This is a genomic window from Mobiluncus mulieris (assembly GCF_014204735.1).
GTDB lineage: Bacteria > Actinomycetota > Actinomycetes > Actinomycetales > Actinomycetaceae > Mobiluncus > Mobiluncus mulieris.
The window spans coordinates 1,610,199-1,627,625 of record NZ_JACHMA010000001.1; the positions used below are offsets into that span (position 1 = coordinate 1,610,199).

General features: G+C 58.5%; 14 protein-coding genes. 1 reads left to right on the plus strand and 13 read right to left on the minus strand.

Annotated features, from left to right (window positions below; genetic code table 11):
- Positions 1-7: 7 nt before the first annotated feature.
- Positions 8-3,400: a DivIVA domain-containing protein gene (locus F4555_RS07290; RefSeq protein WP_115325879.1), complete on the minus strand. Its 3,393-nt coding sequence runs from the start codon at positions 3,398-3,400 to the stop codon at positions 8-10.
- Positions 3,401-3,524: 124 nt separating this feature from the next.
- Between F4555_RS07290 and F4555_RS07295 the strand changes: the two genes are divergently transcribed.
- Positions 3,525-4,085, plus strand: coding sequence for a ribose-5-phosphate isomerase (locus F4555_RS07295; protein WP_115325878.1), 561 nt, complete (start codon positions 3,525-3,527; stop codon positions 4,083-4,085).
- A gap of 181 nt (positions 4,086-4,266) precedes the next feature.
- Here F4555_RS07295 and F4555_RS07300 read toward each other — a convergent pair whose 3' ends face one another.
- The 12 genes from F4555_RS07300 to F4555_RS07350 form a co-directional block, all read right to left on the minus strand.
- Positions 4,267-5,979 carry a methyl-accepting chemotaxis protein gene (locus F4555_RS07300; RefSeq protein ID WP_115325877.1) on the minus strand — a complete coding sequence of 571 codons (1,713 nt, stop codon included), beginning with the start codon at positions 5,977-5,979 and terminating at the stop codon, positions 4,267-4,269.
- A complete protein-coding gene (locus tag F4555_RS07305) occupies positions 5,972-7,591 on the minus strand; it encodes a methyl-accepting chemotaxis protein (RefSeq protein WP_115325876.1) in 1,620 nt (539 codons plus the stop codon). Before F4555_RS07305 ends, F4555_RS07300 begins: the two co-directional genes overlap by 8 nt.
- A gap of 183 nt (positions 7,592-7,774) precedes the next feature.
- Entirely contained in the window at positions 7,775-8,686 is a 912-nt protein-coding gene (gene era, locus F4555_RS07310) for a GTPase Era (RefSeq protein ID WP_004016378.1), read from the minus strand.
- Between the two features lie 39 nt (positions 8,687-8,725).
- Complete coding sequence (locus tag F4555_RS07315) at positions 8,726-9,991, minus strand: hemolysin family protein (RefSeq protein ID WP_115325875.1); 1,266 nt, start codon at positions 9,989-9,991, stop codon at positions 8,726-8,728.
- Positions 9,992-9,995: 4 nt separating this feature from the next.
- Positions 9,996-10,130, minus strand: coding sequence for a hypothetical protein (locus tag F4555_RS11295; protein ID WP_255312872.1), 135 nt, complete (start codon positions 10,128-10,130; stop codon positions 9,996-9,998).
- A gap of 8 nt (positions 10,131-10,138) precedes the next feature.
- Positions 10,139-10,591 (minus strand): rRNA maturation RNase YbeY, encoded by a 453-nt coding sequence (gene ybeY, locus F4555_RS07320; RefSeq protein WP_004011786.1) that lies wholly within the window; start codon positions 10,589-10,591, stop codon positions 10,139-10,141.
- Positions 10,592-10,685: 94 nt separating this feature from the next.
- Positions 10,686-11,837 carry a PhoH family protein gene (locus F4555_RS07325; RefSeq protein ID WP_115325874.1) on the minus strand — a complete coding sequence of 384 codons (1,152 nt, stop codon included), beginning with the start codon at positions 11,835-11,837 and terminating at the stop codon, positions 10,686-10,688.
- Positions 11,791-12,495, minus strand: a complete 705-nt coding sequence (locus tag F4555_RS07330; RefSeq protein ID WP_255312871.1) for an Eco29kI family restriction endonuclease — start codon at positions 12,493-12,495, stop codon at positions 11,791-11,793. Before F4555_RS07330 ends, F4555_RS07325 begins: the two co-directional genes overlap by 47 nt.
- Positions 12,492-13,706 carry a DNA cytosine methyltransferase gene (locus F4555_RS07335; RefSeq protein ID WP_115325873.1) on the minus strand — a complete coding sequence of 405 codons (1,215 nt, stop codon included), beginning with the start codon at positions 13,704-13,706 and terminating at the stop codon, positions 12,492-12,494. The genes F4555_RS07330 and F4555_RS07335 overlap by 4 nt, the downstream gene beginning before the upstream one ends.
- Positions 13,707-13,851: 145 nt before the next feature.
- Positions 13,852-14,865, minus strand: coding sequence for an RsmE family RNA methyltransferase (locus F4555_RS07340; protein WP_115325872.1), 1,014 nt, complete (start codon positions 14,863-14,865; stop codon positions 13,852-13,854).
- A complete protein-coding gene (gene dnaJ, locus F4555_RS07345; protein ID WP_255312870.1) occupies positions 14,866-16,080 on the minus strand; it encodes a molecular chaperone DnaJ in 1,215 nt (404 codons plus the stop codon).
- A 112-nt stretch (positions 16,081-16,192) separates the two neighbouring features.
- The gene (locus tag F4555_RS07350; protein WP_004016373.1) at positions 16,193-17,338 is read right to left on the minus strand and encodes an HrcA family transcriptional regulator; all 1,146 of its coding nucleotides are present in this window, start codon (positions 17,336-17,338) and stop codon (positions 16,193-16,195) included.
- Positions 17,339-17,427: the final 89 nt, after the last annotated feature.

Here is a 17,427-nt window from a genome sequence, read left to right on the forward strand (position 1 = left end):
GGTGACCTCACAGACGCGGGATATTCAAATGTACCCCGTTGAAATCGGAATACGCCGATGTTACCGGAAGCTCGCGTCCATCGGGGAACCGAACAAACACCGCGTCGTCAGAACCTAGCGGCCGGGATGTCGTGACGGTAACCAAATACGCGGTGGTAATTGACTTCCGGGGCTGTTCGGCCTCTAGTTTCGCGATGGACTCGGGTTTCTTGGCGTGCGGCTGCGAGTGTTCTTCCAGCGAGCCGTACGCGGAAGTAAATGTGTCCAGATTCGTACGGTATCCCGCCAGGAAGTGCGGCACGAATCGGCCTTCCTCGGTGACCTCTCCGAAAGGTTCTTCGCCTTGCAGCAGGGGTCGGGGGTTGGCGTTTTCCGGCAGCTTAGTGCCGGAAAACGTGGATGTTTCGGTCTCTTCGGGGATGGGTTCGGGAATCTCTTTGGGGGTGGAGGGCTCCTCAGTTTCACGAGGTGTCGACGCGGTTTCATCCGCCGTGTCGATATCTGTGGTTTCCGCTAAACGCGATGCGGCCTCGTGGTCAATGGGCACCTCGGTAAAGGTGGGTCCAGTCACCGTCTCAATCCCGGTGGCCGGGGTCAGTAATTCGGCGGGATTAAGCGGTTCTAGTCCGGGAATGCCAGCCAGTCCCGCCGGGTATGCTGTTGTCACGGTGTCGCCCCCGCCGGGCTTGTCCCCCCTGTTGCGCGCGAGATTCTTGGGGGGCTGCGTTGCGTCTGGTCTTCCGTTTTCTACAGTGGCAGTTTCCGCAGCGGTTTCGGTGGCACGACTGGTTACCTCGGCGAAGCGTTTGTGGTTGGGGCTCGCGGTGCTGGCGACTTGATTTGCGGCCGCCACCGAGTTGGTCAAACTGGCTTTGCCGAGGTCAGGGTCGTTTCTGGCCTGGTCGAGGGCTTCGAGCGCTGCGGCGCTAAATTTGCCGGTCGCGTTGGTTTCGCCGGGTTCATGAGGTGCCTGTCCGGATGGCGCTTCGCCCGCAGAATACGGCTCGGTCTTAGAATCAGTGGTTTTGAGGCTGGACAAATCCAAGCCCACTCCCGGGGTGGGAAGATCCGGGGTCACTACTTCCGTCAAGGGTTCGTGGGGCGGCATCGCGATGCCGCTTGATTCCACAGCCCCCGCCGCATTGCCTGTGGCAGGGGTAAAGGGATTGCGGATGGGCTCAACCGGCGTGTCGACGGGTGGAACAGCCGGAGCCTCGCCGGGAAGATTGAAGGCTGGGGTTGTAGCGGCAACCGCCGCTGTTGGGGTTGTGCCCCCTGCCGGGCTATCCAAGCCATCCGCGCCGCCAACAGCGTCGCTGCCAGCAGCTAGCGTATCGGGTTCCGTCCCGGAATAAGTCTCGGTTCCCCAGCCAGGAGTCGCGAAACCGCCGGTATCTTCCGTGAATTCCGCGTTGGTTTCGGGGTATCCAGTCGCCTCAAAATCGCCGCCGCCCGCGTCGCCCATCCCCGCTGCCGTTTCGGTGGGGTAAGCATTATCGTCGTTATACCCAGTCGCGTCACTGTAGCCTTCGTCCCCACCAAATCCCGTTGCGAATTCACCGGTTCCCCCATTTTCCGGGCTGACTTGTTCGGGATACGCGTCGTATTGTTGATAACCATTCGACATATCGGTGGGAGTAAATGGGGTTTCCACCGCGAATTCGGACACATCCGGGTTTGTGCCCGGGGTTTCGGGGTAATCCGCGTATTCCGGGTACTGACCGGCTTCGCTCGGATTGTAGGTTTCGCCGTTGGTTTCCCCGCCCGCTGCCGCCATTCCGGTCTCGGTATAGCCGTCTTCCCCGAAGTTGGCCTCGTAGCCGGTTGCGGCTTCGTTCGCGTAAGCATCGCCATAACCGGCCGCTTCAAACTGGGCACTACCCGGGGCATCGTAGGGGTTATTGCCCTGGGGCATCGGGGTATCGTTCCCCGGCTGGGGCATTGCTTCCCAGTTCGTCTCGCCCGAATTTTCGGCGTAAACCCCGTCTTGCTCTTGGTATCCATAGTCCCCGGCGGGCACTCCCGGCTGGGCATAGCCGTAGGCAAAGTTCGGGTCACGGGGCACCTCGGGATACCCGCCGGGAGTGGTGTCCGCAGCCGAGCCGTCATTGCCCCAGGTTTCGGGTTGCCCATAGGCTTCGAATCCCGGGTCGGGAGCGTTCCCGTAGCCGCCGGATTCCATCGGGTATGGGTTGGGGCTCGGGGTGTCGGTGGGGGGAGGGAAGGCGTCTTCATGAGGCGCCATTTCCGCTGCGGGCGTTTCGCCGAAATCATCGAATCCGGTCGCTTCTTCTGTCTCGATTAACCCGATTTCCCCAGGCAGTTCCGCCTCGGTTTCCCCGTCATCTTCAGTCAAATCAACATCTGGCATATCCGCTGCCATCGACTCGGTTGGCGAGCCCGCCGGAAAACCATATCCGGGAATCGCGCCGCCCTGGTTCGCTTGCCCGGACGGAACCGTAGTTTCTGCTGGAATCGCAGCGGACTCGTCTTGATTCGGGTTTCCCCCGTCGTAATCAGCGTATTCGCCTTCCTCATCATTGTAATCCGAGGCATATTCGCCCGGCGCTACCGGCGAGAAGCCATATCCCGAGGATGCCCCAAAGGCCGTGGAATCCGCATCTGGCTGGGGATAGAGCGGCGGATAATCCGGATAATTTTGGGGTGAGGAAGCCGGGGATTGTCCCGGAGCTTGCATCCAGTCCAGGCTGTCCCCGGGGTACTGGGGAGCCTCGTTAAAATCGCCAACGCCAGGTTGCCGCGCCGGCGGGGTTCCTAAAACAGACGAGTATCCTGGCGAATTAGGTGCCGTTTCGCTGGCACCTAATGAATCCGCCTTATCCGCCGCGCTCGGGGCGGCATCCAACGGAACCGCGCCACCCACGCTAGCGCCTAATGAAAGCATATTCCCCGCCGTCACCGGGGCACCACCCGCCGCCGAGTCACCCAAAGCCACCGGCGCGGAAACCTCGGCGGGCAACTCGCCAGCCGCCGCCGCCTGCTGGGCAGCCTCCGCTTCCAAAGCCGGACCGTCGACCTGTAGCACCTGATAGCGCTGGTCAGACGGCGGAATTCCATAGGCATTCTCGTAGGCTTCCAGCGTGGCCGCGACCTGATCCAGATAATCATCCACCGCGTCTTGGTCATAACCCACCCGCATCCGGGTATAGTCAAAGTCAACCTCGCGCACATCCACGCCCCGCACCGTGATATAGGTCAAATCCACTTCGGCCTCGGGAGCGGCACTCAACGCCTCGTAATAGGAAAGAACCCGCACGACTTCATCAAGATAGTCGTCAATCTGGTTTTGATCGTAACCATCCCGGAATTTCGTTGCCGGAAACTGTACCGTGAAAACATCTTCACTGGTCAACAGTTGAGGGGTGTATTCCTCGCTCATAGAAAACGGTCCTTTCCCCGTAAAAACGCAGCTAAGAGAAATTTACCGAATTTTGCGGGCATTTTCCTAACAATACGCCGAGTATTGCTTAATAATTGCCCGAAGCTGTCGGTTTTTACAAATAATGCACTCCCGGAACCACTGTTACTATGATAAATCCGGGGTGTTTCTTATCCTGACGGGGACAGACACCTTTAGTGAGGCTGTTGAGACACGAGAGAAAGACAGGAACATGCGCGTACATATCGGCACAGATCACGCCGGATTTGCGGAAAAAGAAGAACTAGTAAAGTGGCTGAAATCCCAGGGCTACGAGGTTGTCGACCACGGGGCTTTGACTTTTAACAGCGAAGACGACTATCCCGGGTTTTGTATCGCTTGCGCCCAAGGCGTCGTGGAAGATCCAGGCTCCTTGGGGATTGTGATTGGGGGTTCAGGCAACGGGGAACAGATGGCGGCAAACCTGGTTGACGGGATTCGCGCCGCCCTGGTGTGGAACCCAGAGGTCGCCAGCTTGGCGCGGCTGCACAACGATGCGAACGTGATTTCCTTGGGGGCACGCCAGCATTCCATAGCCGAAATGCAGGAGCTGACCAAGGTGTTTTTGGAAACGAAGTTTTCCGGCGAAGCGCGCCACGCTCGGCGCATCGCCCAGATGCGAGACTTCGAGGCCGCCCGGCCGTAAGCCGGGATTGCCGGGATTGCCGGGATTAGGGACGGCCTGGAAGTTATTCAGCGCTTAAAGTGGTGTGGTCACCCCTGGGGGGTGACCACACCACTTGATTTTCGAAAGGCACCTCATGAACCGAGATATTTAGCGAACCGAGTCAACCGACCGACACCACCCAACCCGGTTCCCCCGGGAATCAGTATTTGAACTGGTTCACACTGTGGCGCATCTCGGTGCCAAGTTTATGCATCTTTTCGGTAGAAGTGTTGATTCCCTGCGTGGTTTGCCGCACACCTTCCGCCATTTCCACGAACTGTCCGGTGGTGTCCGCAATGGAGCTGGCTCCTGTCGCGGCCTCTGACACGGAATGCGACATTTCGTTGGTGGTGGCGGATTGTTGCTCTACGGCGGCCGCAATCGTGGCCTGGTAATCGTTGATTTGATTGATGATTTCCGAGATGCGCTCAATCGCAGCCACTGCCCCGGCGGTGTCTTCTTGAATTGCCGCTATCTTGGTGGAAATCACATCGGTAGCTTTTCCGGTTTCCCCGGCGAGGTCTTTGACTTCCCCAGCGACCACCGCGAAGCCCTTGCCGGCATCCCCAGCGCGGGCGGCCTCGATGGTGGCATTTAGAGCCAACAGGTTGGTTTGCTCGGAAATCCCGGTAATGGTCTTGACGACCTCTCCGATTTCTTTAGAGGACACCGCCAAGGCCGCCACGGTTTCCTTGGTGCGCGCGGCGGTTTCGGTGGCCTCATTGGCCACACGCGAAGCCTCGTTGGCGTTAGAGGAAATCTCGCGGATGGATGCCCCCATTTCTTCGGCTCCGGCCGCTACGGTCTGGATGGACTGGGATACGTCCCCAGCCGCCCCGGAAACCACCTCGGTTTGCGCAACCAGCTCGTTGATATTGTCCATAGCCGCGTGAATCGCGCCGACTACCGTAGTGATGTTACTGTCGAGGGAATCCGCCCCGCCGCCAATCTTTTGGAAATTGGCTTGACTGGTTTCTTGGGCGTGGTTCAAAGAGGTCGCCAACTGGCCGAATTCGTCGCGCGAGGTCACTTCGGCTCGTGCCGTGGTGTTGCCCTGTGCCAGTTCGCTCATAGCATAGGTGATGGAGTTTACCCGCCGACGAATCTTAGAGGTCAGCTGGTAGGTAATAAGGGCGACAATCCCCAACACCACCAGGAATTCGACTATGCACAGCACCCGCAGGAAGGGCAGTACCGCACCGACTTGTTCACTGTCAGTCTTCAGCTCTTGGCGTTGCAAATCACGGAACTGGTCGTTGGTCGCGTCGAAGTCTTTGAAGCTGGCGAACAGCTTCTCGAACTGCGCGGCGGCTTTCGCCCGGTCACGAGACTGGGTTACCTGTTGGGTTTGGTTAATCTCGCCCACCAAATCAGTGGCTTTGCCCTTGAGGTCTTTGGCCAGTGCCACCAGTTGCGGGTCGTCAATCTTGTCCAACAGGGCAATTTGGGTGTTGACCTGGTTGAGGGTGGTACCAATCTCGGAGACGGTGGCATCGGCGTTGCCCCCACCGTTGAAGATCTCAGAGGCCAAACGACTCTGCAGCTCGGTTAGATAGTTGATTTCGTAGCGCAGCACCCAGGCATCGTTGGTACGTTCCCGTGCCACCTCGTAGGCGCCCTGTTTGGTGTTGTACACCTGGATGCCAATCACGAACTGCACCAGCATAATCAGCATACAGGCCAGGGCGGCGATGCCGATATAGGCTATCTGCAGGATAAACGGGGGACGGGCTTTGGCGTAGGTGTCGACCTCTAGGGGTTGTCCTTTGGCGCGTTTTCCGCCTTTGCGCGCGTTGGTTGGGGTGGCTTCGGTTTCACGAGGTGCCATTTCAATGGTGTCGTTTTCTAGCGTTGCAACCTGGTTTTCACTCATTGTTCGCGCCCCCTTCACTCGTGGTCACCTGTCTTAGTTTCAAATCCGCAAAGAACTCGAGAATCTGGGTGGTTTCTTCGCGCATTCCCGAAACAACTTGGGTGCCTTGGGAATAGATATCCGCCAGGCCTTGGGTGTTGCGTGCGATATCCGCGACATTCTCTGCGATGGTAACCGAGGAATCCGAGGCTTCCTGGACGGATCGCGCCATCTCGGCGGTGGTGGCGGTCTGTTCCTCTACCGCCGCCGCAATCGTCGTTTGATAATCATTAATCGAAGCAATAATCCCCGAAATCTCCTCAATGGCTGCGACCGCCGAATCTGTGTCTTTTTGAATCTGTTCGATACGCGCAGCCACGTCTTGGGTGGCGGCAGAGGTTTCGGCCGCGAGGTCTTTGACCTCTGAGGCCACCACGGCGAAGCCTTTACCGGCTTCCCCGGCGCGCGCGGCTTCGATGGTGGCGTTTAGTGCCAGCAGGTTGGTTTGCTCGGCCACAGCGGTAATGGTCTCGATGACTTCCCCGATTTCTTGCGAGGAAACCCCCAGTTTCGCCACGGTTTCGTTGGTGCGCTGGGCAACTTCGGTGGCTTCGGCCGCTATCTTGGCGGCTTCGTTGGCATTAGAGGAAATCTCGCGGATGGAAGCCCCCATTTCTTCGGCCCCAGCGGCAACAGTAGAAATATTGGAAGACACTTGTTCGGCGGCAGCGGCACCATTGTTGATGAAGTCCAGGCTCTTGTCGATTTGTTCGGAGCCGGTTTTAGCGTGTTCGAGGACTTCATCCATGGCATCCAAGGTGCTTTGCAGGTTATCGCGGGTTTCACCCATAGACTTGGAAACCTGTACCAAGACGGTTTCGATGTTGCGCGACATATCCCCAATTTCATCATTGGAACGCGGCCCGAAGGTATCTGTGAAATCATTACGGCCATAGTGGCGGATATTCCATTGCAAGGCGCGGATACCGCGTTCTACGGGTCGACCCAGTGGCAACGGCAGGGACAAAACAATTACCCCAGTTACCACCAAAATAACGATGCCAACAATAATGGTGGTGCGATTAGCATCCGCGGTGGCCTGGCTACCGGCTTTGGCTGCTACCGTGTATCCGTCCAGCATGGCGCGAGCCGTGTTCAGGAAGGTGCCGTCTGCTTCCCCGCTGCGCTGCGCCACGAATTGTGCGAAGTCCTTAATCAAGTTAGCCTTTTCGCTTTCCCCAGCCGAGGGATATTGGCTCTTGAAGGCATCAAACTTGGTGCGGAAATCGGTATAGGACGCTTCCAAACGAGTGAAGAGATCCGCAATGTTATAGGTTTGGCCATCCCCGGGATTAACTATTTTCGCCGGCAGTTTCTCGGTCTTGAGTTTTTCCATACCGGCCGCCACTAAATCCAGGTTCTGGGCAGCAGATTCAATGGATTTATCCGTGCTGCTGCTCCCAATCATAGTAGCATCAATCATGGTATCAAGCCAGGCCACCCGGGTTTCGTGAACTAGCTTCCGTTGACCGGTTTCTAACAGTTGTTCATTCCCCATCCCGATAAGCTTGCCCACAGACAAAAGCATGGCCACTAGCATTACCAATAAAAGAACCAGGCTTACCACCGACATTATGCCGATTTTCAGGCCTACCCCTGATAACCTACGCTGTTTCAACGTTTCAACTCCCTTTGATAGAACCGGTACATCCCGTTAAGCATACCTCCCCCAAGGGCTTGACAGTAGTATTTTAAAGCCCTAAATCAGTAAATAAATTGCCATAAATCAACCAACAGTTATCCTAAATACCGCCAGTTAAAAACCCAGTCGATTCAGCATTTTAGGGTCTTTCTGCCAGTCCTTGGCGGTTCGCACATGTAAATCTAGATATACATGGCGGTTTAACAAAGCCTCTATTTGCGGCCGGGCTCGCATTCCGATTTCCTTCAGACGCCCCCCTTTACGCCCAATAATAATTGACTTTTGAGAGTCTCTCTCAACGAAGAGATTGACCACGATTCGCCAGGTCTTATCACGAATAATTTCCTCGACTTGCACCGCCAGGGAATGTGGCAGCTCTTGTCCCAGTCCCTCCAAGGCGGCCTCGCGGATTAGCTCGGCAATCATAACCTCGTCGTCTTCGTCACTGTCTTGCCCGGCCGGGTACAACGGCGGGGACAGCGGCATCAGCCCTCCCAGCAGGTCAATCAACAGTTCCACCTGTTTGCCTTGCACCGCCGAAACTGGGACAATCTCGCGGAAATCATAGAGTTCGTTTAACGCCAGCAGCTGCGCGGCAATCTGATTGGGGGTGGCTACATCGGTTTTGGTAACCACTGCCAGGGCAGGAATCCGGTTGGCTCGCAGTTGTTTTTCTACGATTCGTCGGTCGCCCGGCCCTATCTCTTGGTCGGCGGGAACACAGAATACCAGCAAATCCACATCCGCCTGGGCTTCCTCGACCCGGTCGTTGAGGCGCTGCCCCAACAGCGTGCGCGGGCGGTGAATTCCTGGAGTATCCACCAAAACCAGTTGAAAACCCGGGCGATGCACGATGCCACGCGCCACGTGGCGCGTGGTTTCCGGTCGCGCGGAAGTAATCGCGATTTTCCGCCCCACCATCTCGTTTATCAGCGTGGATTTGCCTACGTTTGGCCGCCCCAGCACCGCGACGAAACCGGCACGGAAATCCTCGGGCCACTCGGTTAACAGTCCCGTATCTTGCATCCCTTTAGCTTAGCGGTTTACCCGAATATAGACACATAACTAAAGTACCCACACCTGAACGACGGAAACCTGACGGCGCCTGCCCCCCGCCTCTACCGCACGCAAACGCAGGCCGGCAATCTCGGCTTCCGCCCCCACCAGCGGCACCATTCCCACCGCCTTGGTCAGCAAGCCGCCCACCGTATCCACGTCCTCATCCTCGATTTCGGTTCCCAACAGGTCATTCAAATCCACCAACGGCAGCCGCGCCGCCACCACCCACGACCCGTCTGGCTGTGCCTCAGGCTCTCGTTCGTCGTGATCGTGTTCGTCGGCTACCTCGCCGATAACCTCTTCCACCAGGTCTTCGAGTGTCACCAGCCCGGCAATCACTCCGTATTCATCGACCAGAATCGCGATGTGATACGCTCCAGCCTGCATCTCGCGCAGGGTATCGTCCACCAGGTTCGTTTCGGGGATAAACTGCGCCTCGCGTTGGGCTTGTTCTGCGGTCATGAGGCGCGATGCCCCGGTTTCATCCTCGTGAATCCGGCGCAAGACATCCTTCAGATACAGAATCCCGCGCACATCGTCAGAATCCTCGCCCACCACCGGAATCCGGGAAAACCCAGAGCGCACAAACAGAGTCAGGGCGTTATCCAGGGATTCATCCGACCCGATAGTCACCATATCCACGCGGGGCACCATCACCTCGCGCACTAAAGTACGTCCCATTTCAAACACCGACCAGATCATTTCCCTATCGGCGGCCTCTATCGTGTCCGGTTCGCCCATTTGATCCACCATTTCTCGCAAATCATTGGCGACCTCGTCGCGGGCTTCCTGGTCGGTTTGGGCGGCTGGCCCGCGCGCGGCCTTCCACATTCGCCCTATCGGTTTACCCAACCGCCATACCCGGGTAATAAAGCCCGCCAGGTAGCGAATCGTGGTTTCGGGATAGCGCCGCCCCATCCAGTTCGCCGGCAGGGTCAACAGCATCAAAGCCAAGCCCCCGGTCGCTGTCAAGGCCAGAGCCACTGCCCACCACAACCAGGGGATTTGCGAAGCCAACAGGGCAGCCGACCCCAGGGCGGCCGCGACAGTCACCGAACGGGTAGAACGAATATAGGCCAAGACTTCCCGGCGGTGTTCGGCTAGATGATGAATCGCGGCGGCGTGTTTCGCACCGGCCTCCTCGAGGTCTTTGGCACTGGCCTGGGTAAGGCGAGTCATCGCTCCCTCACCCAGGGACAGGGGCACTGTGACCAGGAAGGACAGAGTCGACACCAGTCCCAGAATCGCATACGCCAGGGAGGAAAAAATCATAGGTTTACCCTTCGGTTCCGGGATGGCACCTCATGAAACCGATACCGCCGACGCAACCGCCCCCAAACGCGACCATCCCCGCACGCCGACCCGCCGGGGACATCCCCGCACGTCGACCTGTCACCGTGAAACCTGACACGCCACACCCTACCTTTGCGCGAGGAAACTGAGCAACAGGCGCCGCTGCAAGGTGAACATGGTTTTTTCTTCCTCCTCGGTGACATGGTCGAATCCCAGCAGATGCAGCAGGCCGTGCACCGTCAACAGCAACATTTCCTCTACCGCAGAGTGCCCCGCATCGCGCGCCTGCTCGGCGGCCACATCCGGACACAGCACGATATCACCGAGCATCCCGCCAGCGGAGGGCTGGCCTTCCTGACCGGGGGTCAACTCGTCCATCGGGAAAGACAACACATCGGTGGGTCCAGGCAAATCCATCCAGCGAATATGCAGGTCAGTCATGGTCGCCATATCCACCATCATCAGGTTCACTTCGGCGGCGGGCGACACGTAGAGTTGCTCGAGACAAAACGATATCAACGCCACGAACTCGGTGGCATCCAAGTCCCACTCGGTTTCATTATTGACTTCCACTGACATGGCGGTTCCCTTCGGTTTGGTGGTTGCTTCTTAGTGTATTCCGTTTTCACGAGGTGCTAGCGCGTGTCCCGGGCGGGCTCGGAGTGGCGCCCGGCTAGAATCCCGAGGTGTCGGGCTGGTTCTGGGTGGCCTCAAAGTCTTGATACGCGCCAATAATTTCCCCCACCAAAGAATGGCGCACCACGTCGGCGGCCGTGAGATAAGAAAAGGCAATATCTGGAACCCCGGCCAAGATATTTTGCACTTGACGCAACCCGGAGGGTTGGCGGTGCGGCAGGTCAATCTGGGTAATATCCCCGGTCACAACCATTTTGGAGTCGAAACCCAGGCGAGTCAAGAACATTTTCATCTGTTCACTGGTGGTGTTTTGGGCTTCGTCCAGCACCACAAAGGCACCGTTCAGGGTGCGTCCGCGCATATAGGCCAGAGCAGCGACTTCAATGGTGCCATCGGAAAGCATTTTAGTGATACTGCCAGGATCGAGCATTTCCCGCAAAGCGTCGTAAAGCGGGCGCAGATACGGGTCGATTTTATCGGTGAGCGTCCCGGGTAAAAACCCCAGGGTTTCCCCGGCTTCCACCGCCGGGCGGGTCAGGATTAAGCGGGAGACCTCGCCGTCGAGCAGCGCCCGGACGGCTCGCGCCATCGCCAGATAGGTTTTCCCGGTGCCGGCCGGTCCAATCCCGAAGGTAATAGTATGCGTGTCGATATCCCGAAGGTACCCCGCTTGACCTGGGGTTTTGGGGCGAATCACCCGTTCGCGGTTCACCAGCACTGCCCGGTCGTTGAAAGCGACGCGGGCATCCGGGCGAGCGGCCGAACGGATGTTCAGGCGGTCGGCGGTGCGGTTAGGGTTCGACGCAGTTGCTCCCGTTTGACTCCACGTCCCCGCGTTGACCTCTGTCCAGTCTTGTTCCCCGGCGTGACGCTTGCGCGACTGCTTGTGTTCTGGGGCGCGGGTGTCTGGGTGGTTTTGTCCGCTGAGAGGCCGGTTCTGGCCGTGTTCCCCAGCGTGTTCGAATCGCGGGGTGGCCGAATCGGCAGCGATCAGTCGGTGCACGGCTTGCGTGGCGAGGGCGAGTTCATGAGTCGCCCCTTGAATCAGCACCGCTTCGCCGTTACACCAAAAGCTCAGCTGCGGGAAATCCGCTTCTAGCGCCCGCAGATTGGCATCCTCTATCCCGAGCACGCCGAGAATGTCAACCTCGGGCGGTATCGGCACCGCTATTCGCTTGGTGTTTTCCATATCCCTCCATTCTACATCCTACGCTTTGACGTTTCCCCGCTACGTTTTGCTTTTCATGAGTGGCAAGGTATTCGAGAACATCTTGTTGGATATCCAAGGCGGATTCGTTTCGGGGTTGCAGCCTCTCAGCCCATTCCCGCCCAGGATGAAGCGTGTCCCAGCGGGGACGCATTCCTTGATACCGTCCGGCACCAGGATTATGGTTACCCAACCCATCAGCGATTGCATTCCACACGGGACTGTGCATCCGAATCGCTACCACTTCCGCCAGTGGAATCCAGGTGGGAGCCACCGTCAGAACCCTAACTTGAAAATCCTCGACACCTAGGTTTTTAGCTAATTCAATGGATTTACGATGATTTTGAATTCTGGCATACAGTTTAGAGCCAACCGTCGAATAAACCTGTGCCGGGTCACCTTTTCGCGCGTTTTCTGCCTCAGCTTTTCCCACATATATAGCCCAGGAACCTGGTGTTGTTCGGTTTCTTTCCGCCAGCAGTCGGTAAGCCGGATGCTCGCCGGTATAGTACAACGCGTAAATTCCCGCCCCGTCGAATTTCTCTAGGTCTAACAGTGAAATCACTGGCTGGTCATCCAGTGCTCGGGCAATCGAAGTACCCAGGTTCTCGTAACTCAAAGGATCAAAATACCCAGTCATGCCAGCACTCCTTCACAAACCTGAGCTGTGGCGTAAACCCGTTGTTGGCGCGCGGCAAGACAATGTAAGGCTATGTCCAGTTCCAGATGCTCGACCACGCTGGAGACAACCTTTTGGGCAAGCAACACCGGCACCGCGTTACCTAGTTGACGCATCGTTTCCGTCCAGGCACCGTGCAAAACATAGCGGTCAGGGAACGTCTGTATCCGAGCCGCTTCGCGGGCAGAAAAATAACGCAAAGCACCATCGGGGAATCGGATCATGTTCTCGCCCCCGGGAACCCCATGAACCCCTGCTTTCAAAGCCTTCGCCGGTTCATCTAAAGGTGAACCGGTATGTCCCGGATATGCTTTAGCCCCAGGTTGAAACTCATGGTTCAGCCACTGCCGACTTTCAGGGGAGCCCGGCTCGGGCAGTCCTGTCAAGGCATCTCGCACTGTGCGCCATGGCAGTCGCGAATCCGCCACCGGGGGCAACTGAGCAAAATGACGGCCTTTAATCGCAATTCGGTGTCGCTCCCAATATTCGCCAGATTCCTGGGCAGCCCGTAAGGCTGATGCCGAATGGGTCGGAGCCGGGAAACTCCATCCCGCATCAACATCACTGCGAAAGCCCACCATAAACACCCGATGCCGCCGCTGTGGTACCCCGTAGTCAGCCGCATCGACCACCGTGGTAACCAGCCGGTATTGCAAATCCGACACCACCGAAGTGTGTTCCCTTTGCAAACGACGGAAATGCTCCACCCAAGACTCGCTGCTTCGCGCCTTAAGCTCCGGGTGCTGCAAACGCAACTTAATGTATTCAAAGTAGTCCGCAAAGGCCGCGCGGGTCAGCCCTTTGACATTTTCGATAACAAAAGCTCGGGGGCGAAGTTTTTCGATAACCGCCGTAGTCGTAGGGAACATATCGCGCGGGTCATCCGCACTTCGTGCCACACCGCCCAAAGAAAAGGGCTGACACGGTGGGCCGGCCGTAATAATGTCAATCCTTTGCCTCGATAATTCGCGCCCCCAGTCCACCAAGCGCACATCGCCTTCCAGCACTCGCACTCCGCGCACCAAGGGATAATCAAGACGCGCGTTTTCACGTATAGTTTCACACGCCCCACGATTCCACTCGGCCACTGCCAAATGTTCAACGCCCGCCAGCGCAGACCCCAGTAGCAGCCCCCCGCCGCCCGCAAATAATTCAATGCCAGTAACTGTCATATGTCCTCCCAGAATTAACCATTGCAGCCAGTGTCTCACACCCCCCATCCCCAAAAATTCTCTAAGTTGACAACAGGGTTTTTAGTGTGTTTTCAGCGCAAATACCGCCGTTTCACTGCCGACTAACGCAAAGAGGGCACTGGCGCTACCAGGAACCAAGAGTGGCCTGGATAATGGCCAAAGCGACCGGACCGGCGGTGGAACAGCGCAGCACACTGGATCCCAACAAGACGATTTCCGCGCCCATCGCCCGAAACCCCGCTAGTTCCCCCTCGGTGATGCCACCCTCCGGGCCGACCACCACCGCGATTTCCATTGTCCCACCAAGGTTTCCCGCGCCAAGGTTTCCCGCACCGCTCAGCTCCCCGCCGAGTTCATGAGGTGCCTCCCGGGATATCGCCCTCAGCAGCACACTCAACCGTTCCGAGGCACTCTCGTGCAGAACAAACACCCGCCCCCCGGCGGCAATAATCCGCCTTGTCTCGGCAAAAACACTGTTTTCATCGCCCGCACCGCGCCGCGAACTGGGCGACACCCCGGTTCCAGAATCGGCGCACCCCGCCCCGGATTCCACGTATTCCCCGACCTCAGCCAACCGGGACTGCCGGGACTGTTTCAAGGCGGAAACCGCCAGATTCTGCCACTTTTCACGCCCCTTGACTTGCTTGGCGCGTCCATCCCACCGGGACACCGAACGCGCAGCCCCCCAGGGCACCACCCGCAACGCCCCAATCTCACAGGCAGCCTCCAGAGCCTGTAAATCGCGCTTTTCCTTGGCCAAAGCCTGAATCAAAGTCAGACGCAACGCCGGGCACGCCTCGAAACGCGGCGCTTCCACCAGCCGAAACCGCAAATCCGTCCCCGATCCAACTAGTTCCGCCCCAGCGCGCCAGCCCCGACCGTCCACCAGATCCACGACCTCGCCCGCTCGCAGCCGTTTCACACTCGCATGGTGTGCTTCCGCGCCGGTCAACCGGGTTTCCGTTCCGGCCTCCAGCTTCATGAGGCGCGTCCCGATTCCCCCGGCTTTTCCCCCGGAATCCCGGACAGCTCCCCATCCCGAATCAGCGCCTGAATCCGGGATGGCACCTCGTGAAGCCGAAACATCAACCGCCCCCAGCAAGCCCGGCGCGGCCAATAAAAACACCTGGCGAGTCACTTAGCGCCACCGCCGGGAACCACCCGCGCCGCGATTACTACCGGATGGCGCCCCGGACGAAGCACCCCCGCCCGAATGACCCGCATCCCGAACCTGACCACCGACAAAGCCGCCCGCAGCACCGTCCCCCGCAATATTCGCGGCAGCGTCGCCCGCTGTCAGGAAACCTTCGCTATCTTCCCCACGCAGCCGCGCCAGCTCCAGCAACAACTCGCGCTGGCGCGTATCCAAATCCATCGGAACTTCCACATCCAGATGAACATACAAATCCCCGCGCCCGGGTCGCTGCAAACGCCCCACTCCCAGGCCTTTAAGCTTGATAACCCCGTCGGGCTGGGAACCGGGTTCGACCGTGATTTCACGTGGCCCGTCCAGGGTTTCCAAGGCGTATTTCAACCCCAGAGCCGCGCCCGTCATCGGAATTCGCACCCGAGTGTGCAGGTCATCGCCACGACGCTGCAACATCTGGTGGGGCAGCTCCTTGATTTCGACGTACAAGTCCCCGGGAACTCCCCCGGCACGTCCGACCTCGCCCTCGCCGCTGAGCCGGATTCGCGTCCCGGTTTCCACCCCGGTAGGCACTTCCACCTTGATTTTCCGCGTGGCGCGCACCCGGCCTTCCCCGGAACAATCCGCGCAAGGGTGGCTGATAACAGTACCGTGTCCCCCACAAGCCTGGCACGGGGTGGTGGTCATGACTTGCCCCAGAAAGGATCTGGCCATGCGCTGCACCGAACCGCTGCCACCACAGGTTTTACAGGTTTGCGGGCGGGTGCCAGGCTGGCAGCACGTCCCTTTACAGGCCTTGCAACGCACGAAAGTGTTGACCTTTATCTCTCTAGTTGTCCCAAAAGCGACATCTTCCAGACTGACTTCGATGGTGGTCAGAATATCCTGGCCGCGAGTCCCGCGAGGGGTCGGCCCGCTAGCTCCGGCGGCTGCCCCAAAGAATTCTTGGATAATGTCAGCGAAACCGAAGCCCGCCGCCGACGCGCCGCCCATTCCGCTGAACCCGGAGCCGCCCAAGTCGTATTGCGCACGCTTGTCGGGGTTGGACAAGACCTCGTAGGCGGCGGTGACCTCTTTAAATTTCTCTTCGGCTTCCAATCCGGCGACATCGGGGTGCAGTTTACGCGCCAGACGCCGATAGGCCTTCTTTATCTCTTCGGCACTGGCATCGCGGCTGATCCCTAGGGTTTCGTAATAGTCACTCACTTTGTCTCTCTCGTTTGCATGGGTGGTTTTCGGATTCTCTTTCGCTGGGAGCGGGTGGGGCGTTTTCATGAGGCGCTGGCCGCCTCGCGTCCACTTTGCCCCTTCGCGGGCTTCACTGACGCAGGAACCCCGACAGGTATCTGGCGACGGCTCGTACCGCCCGCATCGAACCAGGATAGTCCATCCGGGTCGGGCCTATCACCCCAACATGTGCCCGGGTTGCCCCGGAAGTGTCATAGCTAGAGGACACGATGGCCGTGTCGCGCAACACTTCATGCCCGGATTCCTGGCCGATAATCACCGATACCGGTTCGGGTTCGTGCATCTGGCTGAACAGTTTCAGCAACACGACTTGTTCTTCCAGCGCTTCTACCAGCGGGGTCAGGGTTTCTTGGAAGTCGCCAGATCGCGCCAAGTTCGCCATTCCCGCCATAACGATGCGGCTTTCGGCTTGACCCGAGGCGAGGGTGGCGGCGATAGCCTCGCCCAGGACACGGGCGTTTTCCCGGGTTTCCGGGGCGGACAGGGGGTCGCACCACTGGGTGGAGGCCTGTTGCTGGGGGTTGCGGGGGGTTGCGGGTTCGCGTTGGGGGGCGTGGTGGCTTGGGGTTTCCTCGGTTTCACGAGGTGCCATCCCGGTACCGGGCGTAAATTCGCTTTGTGTCCCACCCGGGGTTTCCGTGGTGGCGAACACGTTTTCTAGCGACCGAGCCAAGCTGTTCAACTCGCTTTGCGTGGTTCCACAGGGCAGGTTCACCAGGACTTGATCCACCCTCCCGCTAGAGGCAATCACAACCGCCAGTACCCGGCGGATTGGTTCCGCGCCCATCCCCACCAGTTCCAGGTGGCGCAAAGTGGACTGTTTAAAGGCTGGGAATTCAATCACCGCCGTCTGTCGGGTCAAATGCGCCAACAGCCGCACCGTGCGTTCCATCACGTCGTCGAGTCCGACTGCGGCCGAAAAGAACTCGGTGATGGCCTGGCGTTCCGGGGCGGAAAGCGGTTTAATCTGGTCGATTTGGTCGACAAAGAACCGGTAGCCCTTGTCGGTGGGTACCCGCCCGGCGGAAGTGTGGGGTTGGCGAATCAGGCCTTCTTCCTCTAAAGCGGCCATGTCATTGCGGATAGTGGCCGCAGAAACCCCCAGGGAATACCTTTCTACCAGGGACTTCGACCCCACGGGTTCCTGGGTTTCCACGTAATCAGAGACGATGGCGCGCAACACGTCCAGCCGCCTATCAGCGGTTTTATCAAACATTATCGTCTCCTTTCGCTTGTATCCCGGGCTGGCACCTCGTGAATCCGTCCCCAAAAGTACCGCCACAAACCGAACGCAACCGACAGTCG

What these genes read in the sequence shown, in the direction of transcription:
- F4555_RS07290 (WP_115325879.1), bottom strand. Translation starts at nt 3,400, where the DNA reads ATGAGCGAGGAATACACCCCTCAACTGTTGACCAGTGAAGATGTTTTC.
- F4555_RS07295 (WP_115325878.1), top strand. Translation starts at nt 3,525, where the DNA reads ATGCACTCCCGGAACCACTGTTACTATGATAAATCCGGGGTGTTTCTT.
- F4555_RS07300 (WP_115325877.1), bottom strand. Translation starts at nt 5,979, where the DNA reads ATGAGTGAAAACCAGGTTGCAACGCTAGAAAACGACACCATTGAAATG.
- F4555_RS07305 (WP_115325876.1), bottom strand. Translation starts at nt 7,591, where the DNA reads ATGTCGGTGGTAAGCCTGGTTCTTTTATTGGTAATGCTAGTGGCCATG.
- era (WP_004016378.1), bottom strand. Translation starts at nt 8,686, where the DNA reads ATGCAAGATACGGGACTGTTAACCGAGTGGCCCGAGGATTTCCGTGCC.
- F4555_RS07315 (WP_115325875.1), bottom strand. Translation starts at nt 9,991, where the DNA reads ATGATTTTTTCCTCCCTGGCGTATGCGATTCTGGGACTGGTGTCGACT.
- ybeY (WP_004011786.1), bottom strand. Translation starts at nt 10,591, where the DNA reads ATGTCAGTGGAAGTCAATAATGAAACCGAGTGGGACTTGGATGCCACC.
- F4555_RS07325 (WP_115325874.1), bottom strand. Translation starts at nt 11,837, where the DNA reads ATGGAAAACACCAAGCGAATAGCGGTGCCGATACCGCCCGAGGTTGAC.
- F4555_RS07330 (WP_255312871.1), bottom strand. Translation starts at nt 12,495, where the DNA reads ATGACTGGGTATTTTGATCCTTTGAGTTACGAGAACCTGGGTACTTCG.
- F4555_RS07335 (WP_115325873.1), bottom strand. Translation starts at nt 13,706, where the DNA reads ATGACAGTTACTGGCATTGAATTATTTGCGGGCGGCGGGGGGCTGCTA.
- F4555_RS07350 (WP_004016373.1), bottom strand. Translation starts at nt 17,338, where the DNA reads ATGTTTGATAAAACCGCTGATAGGCGGCTGGACGTGTTGCGCGCCATC.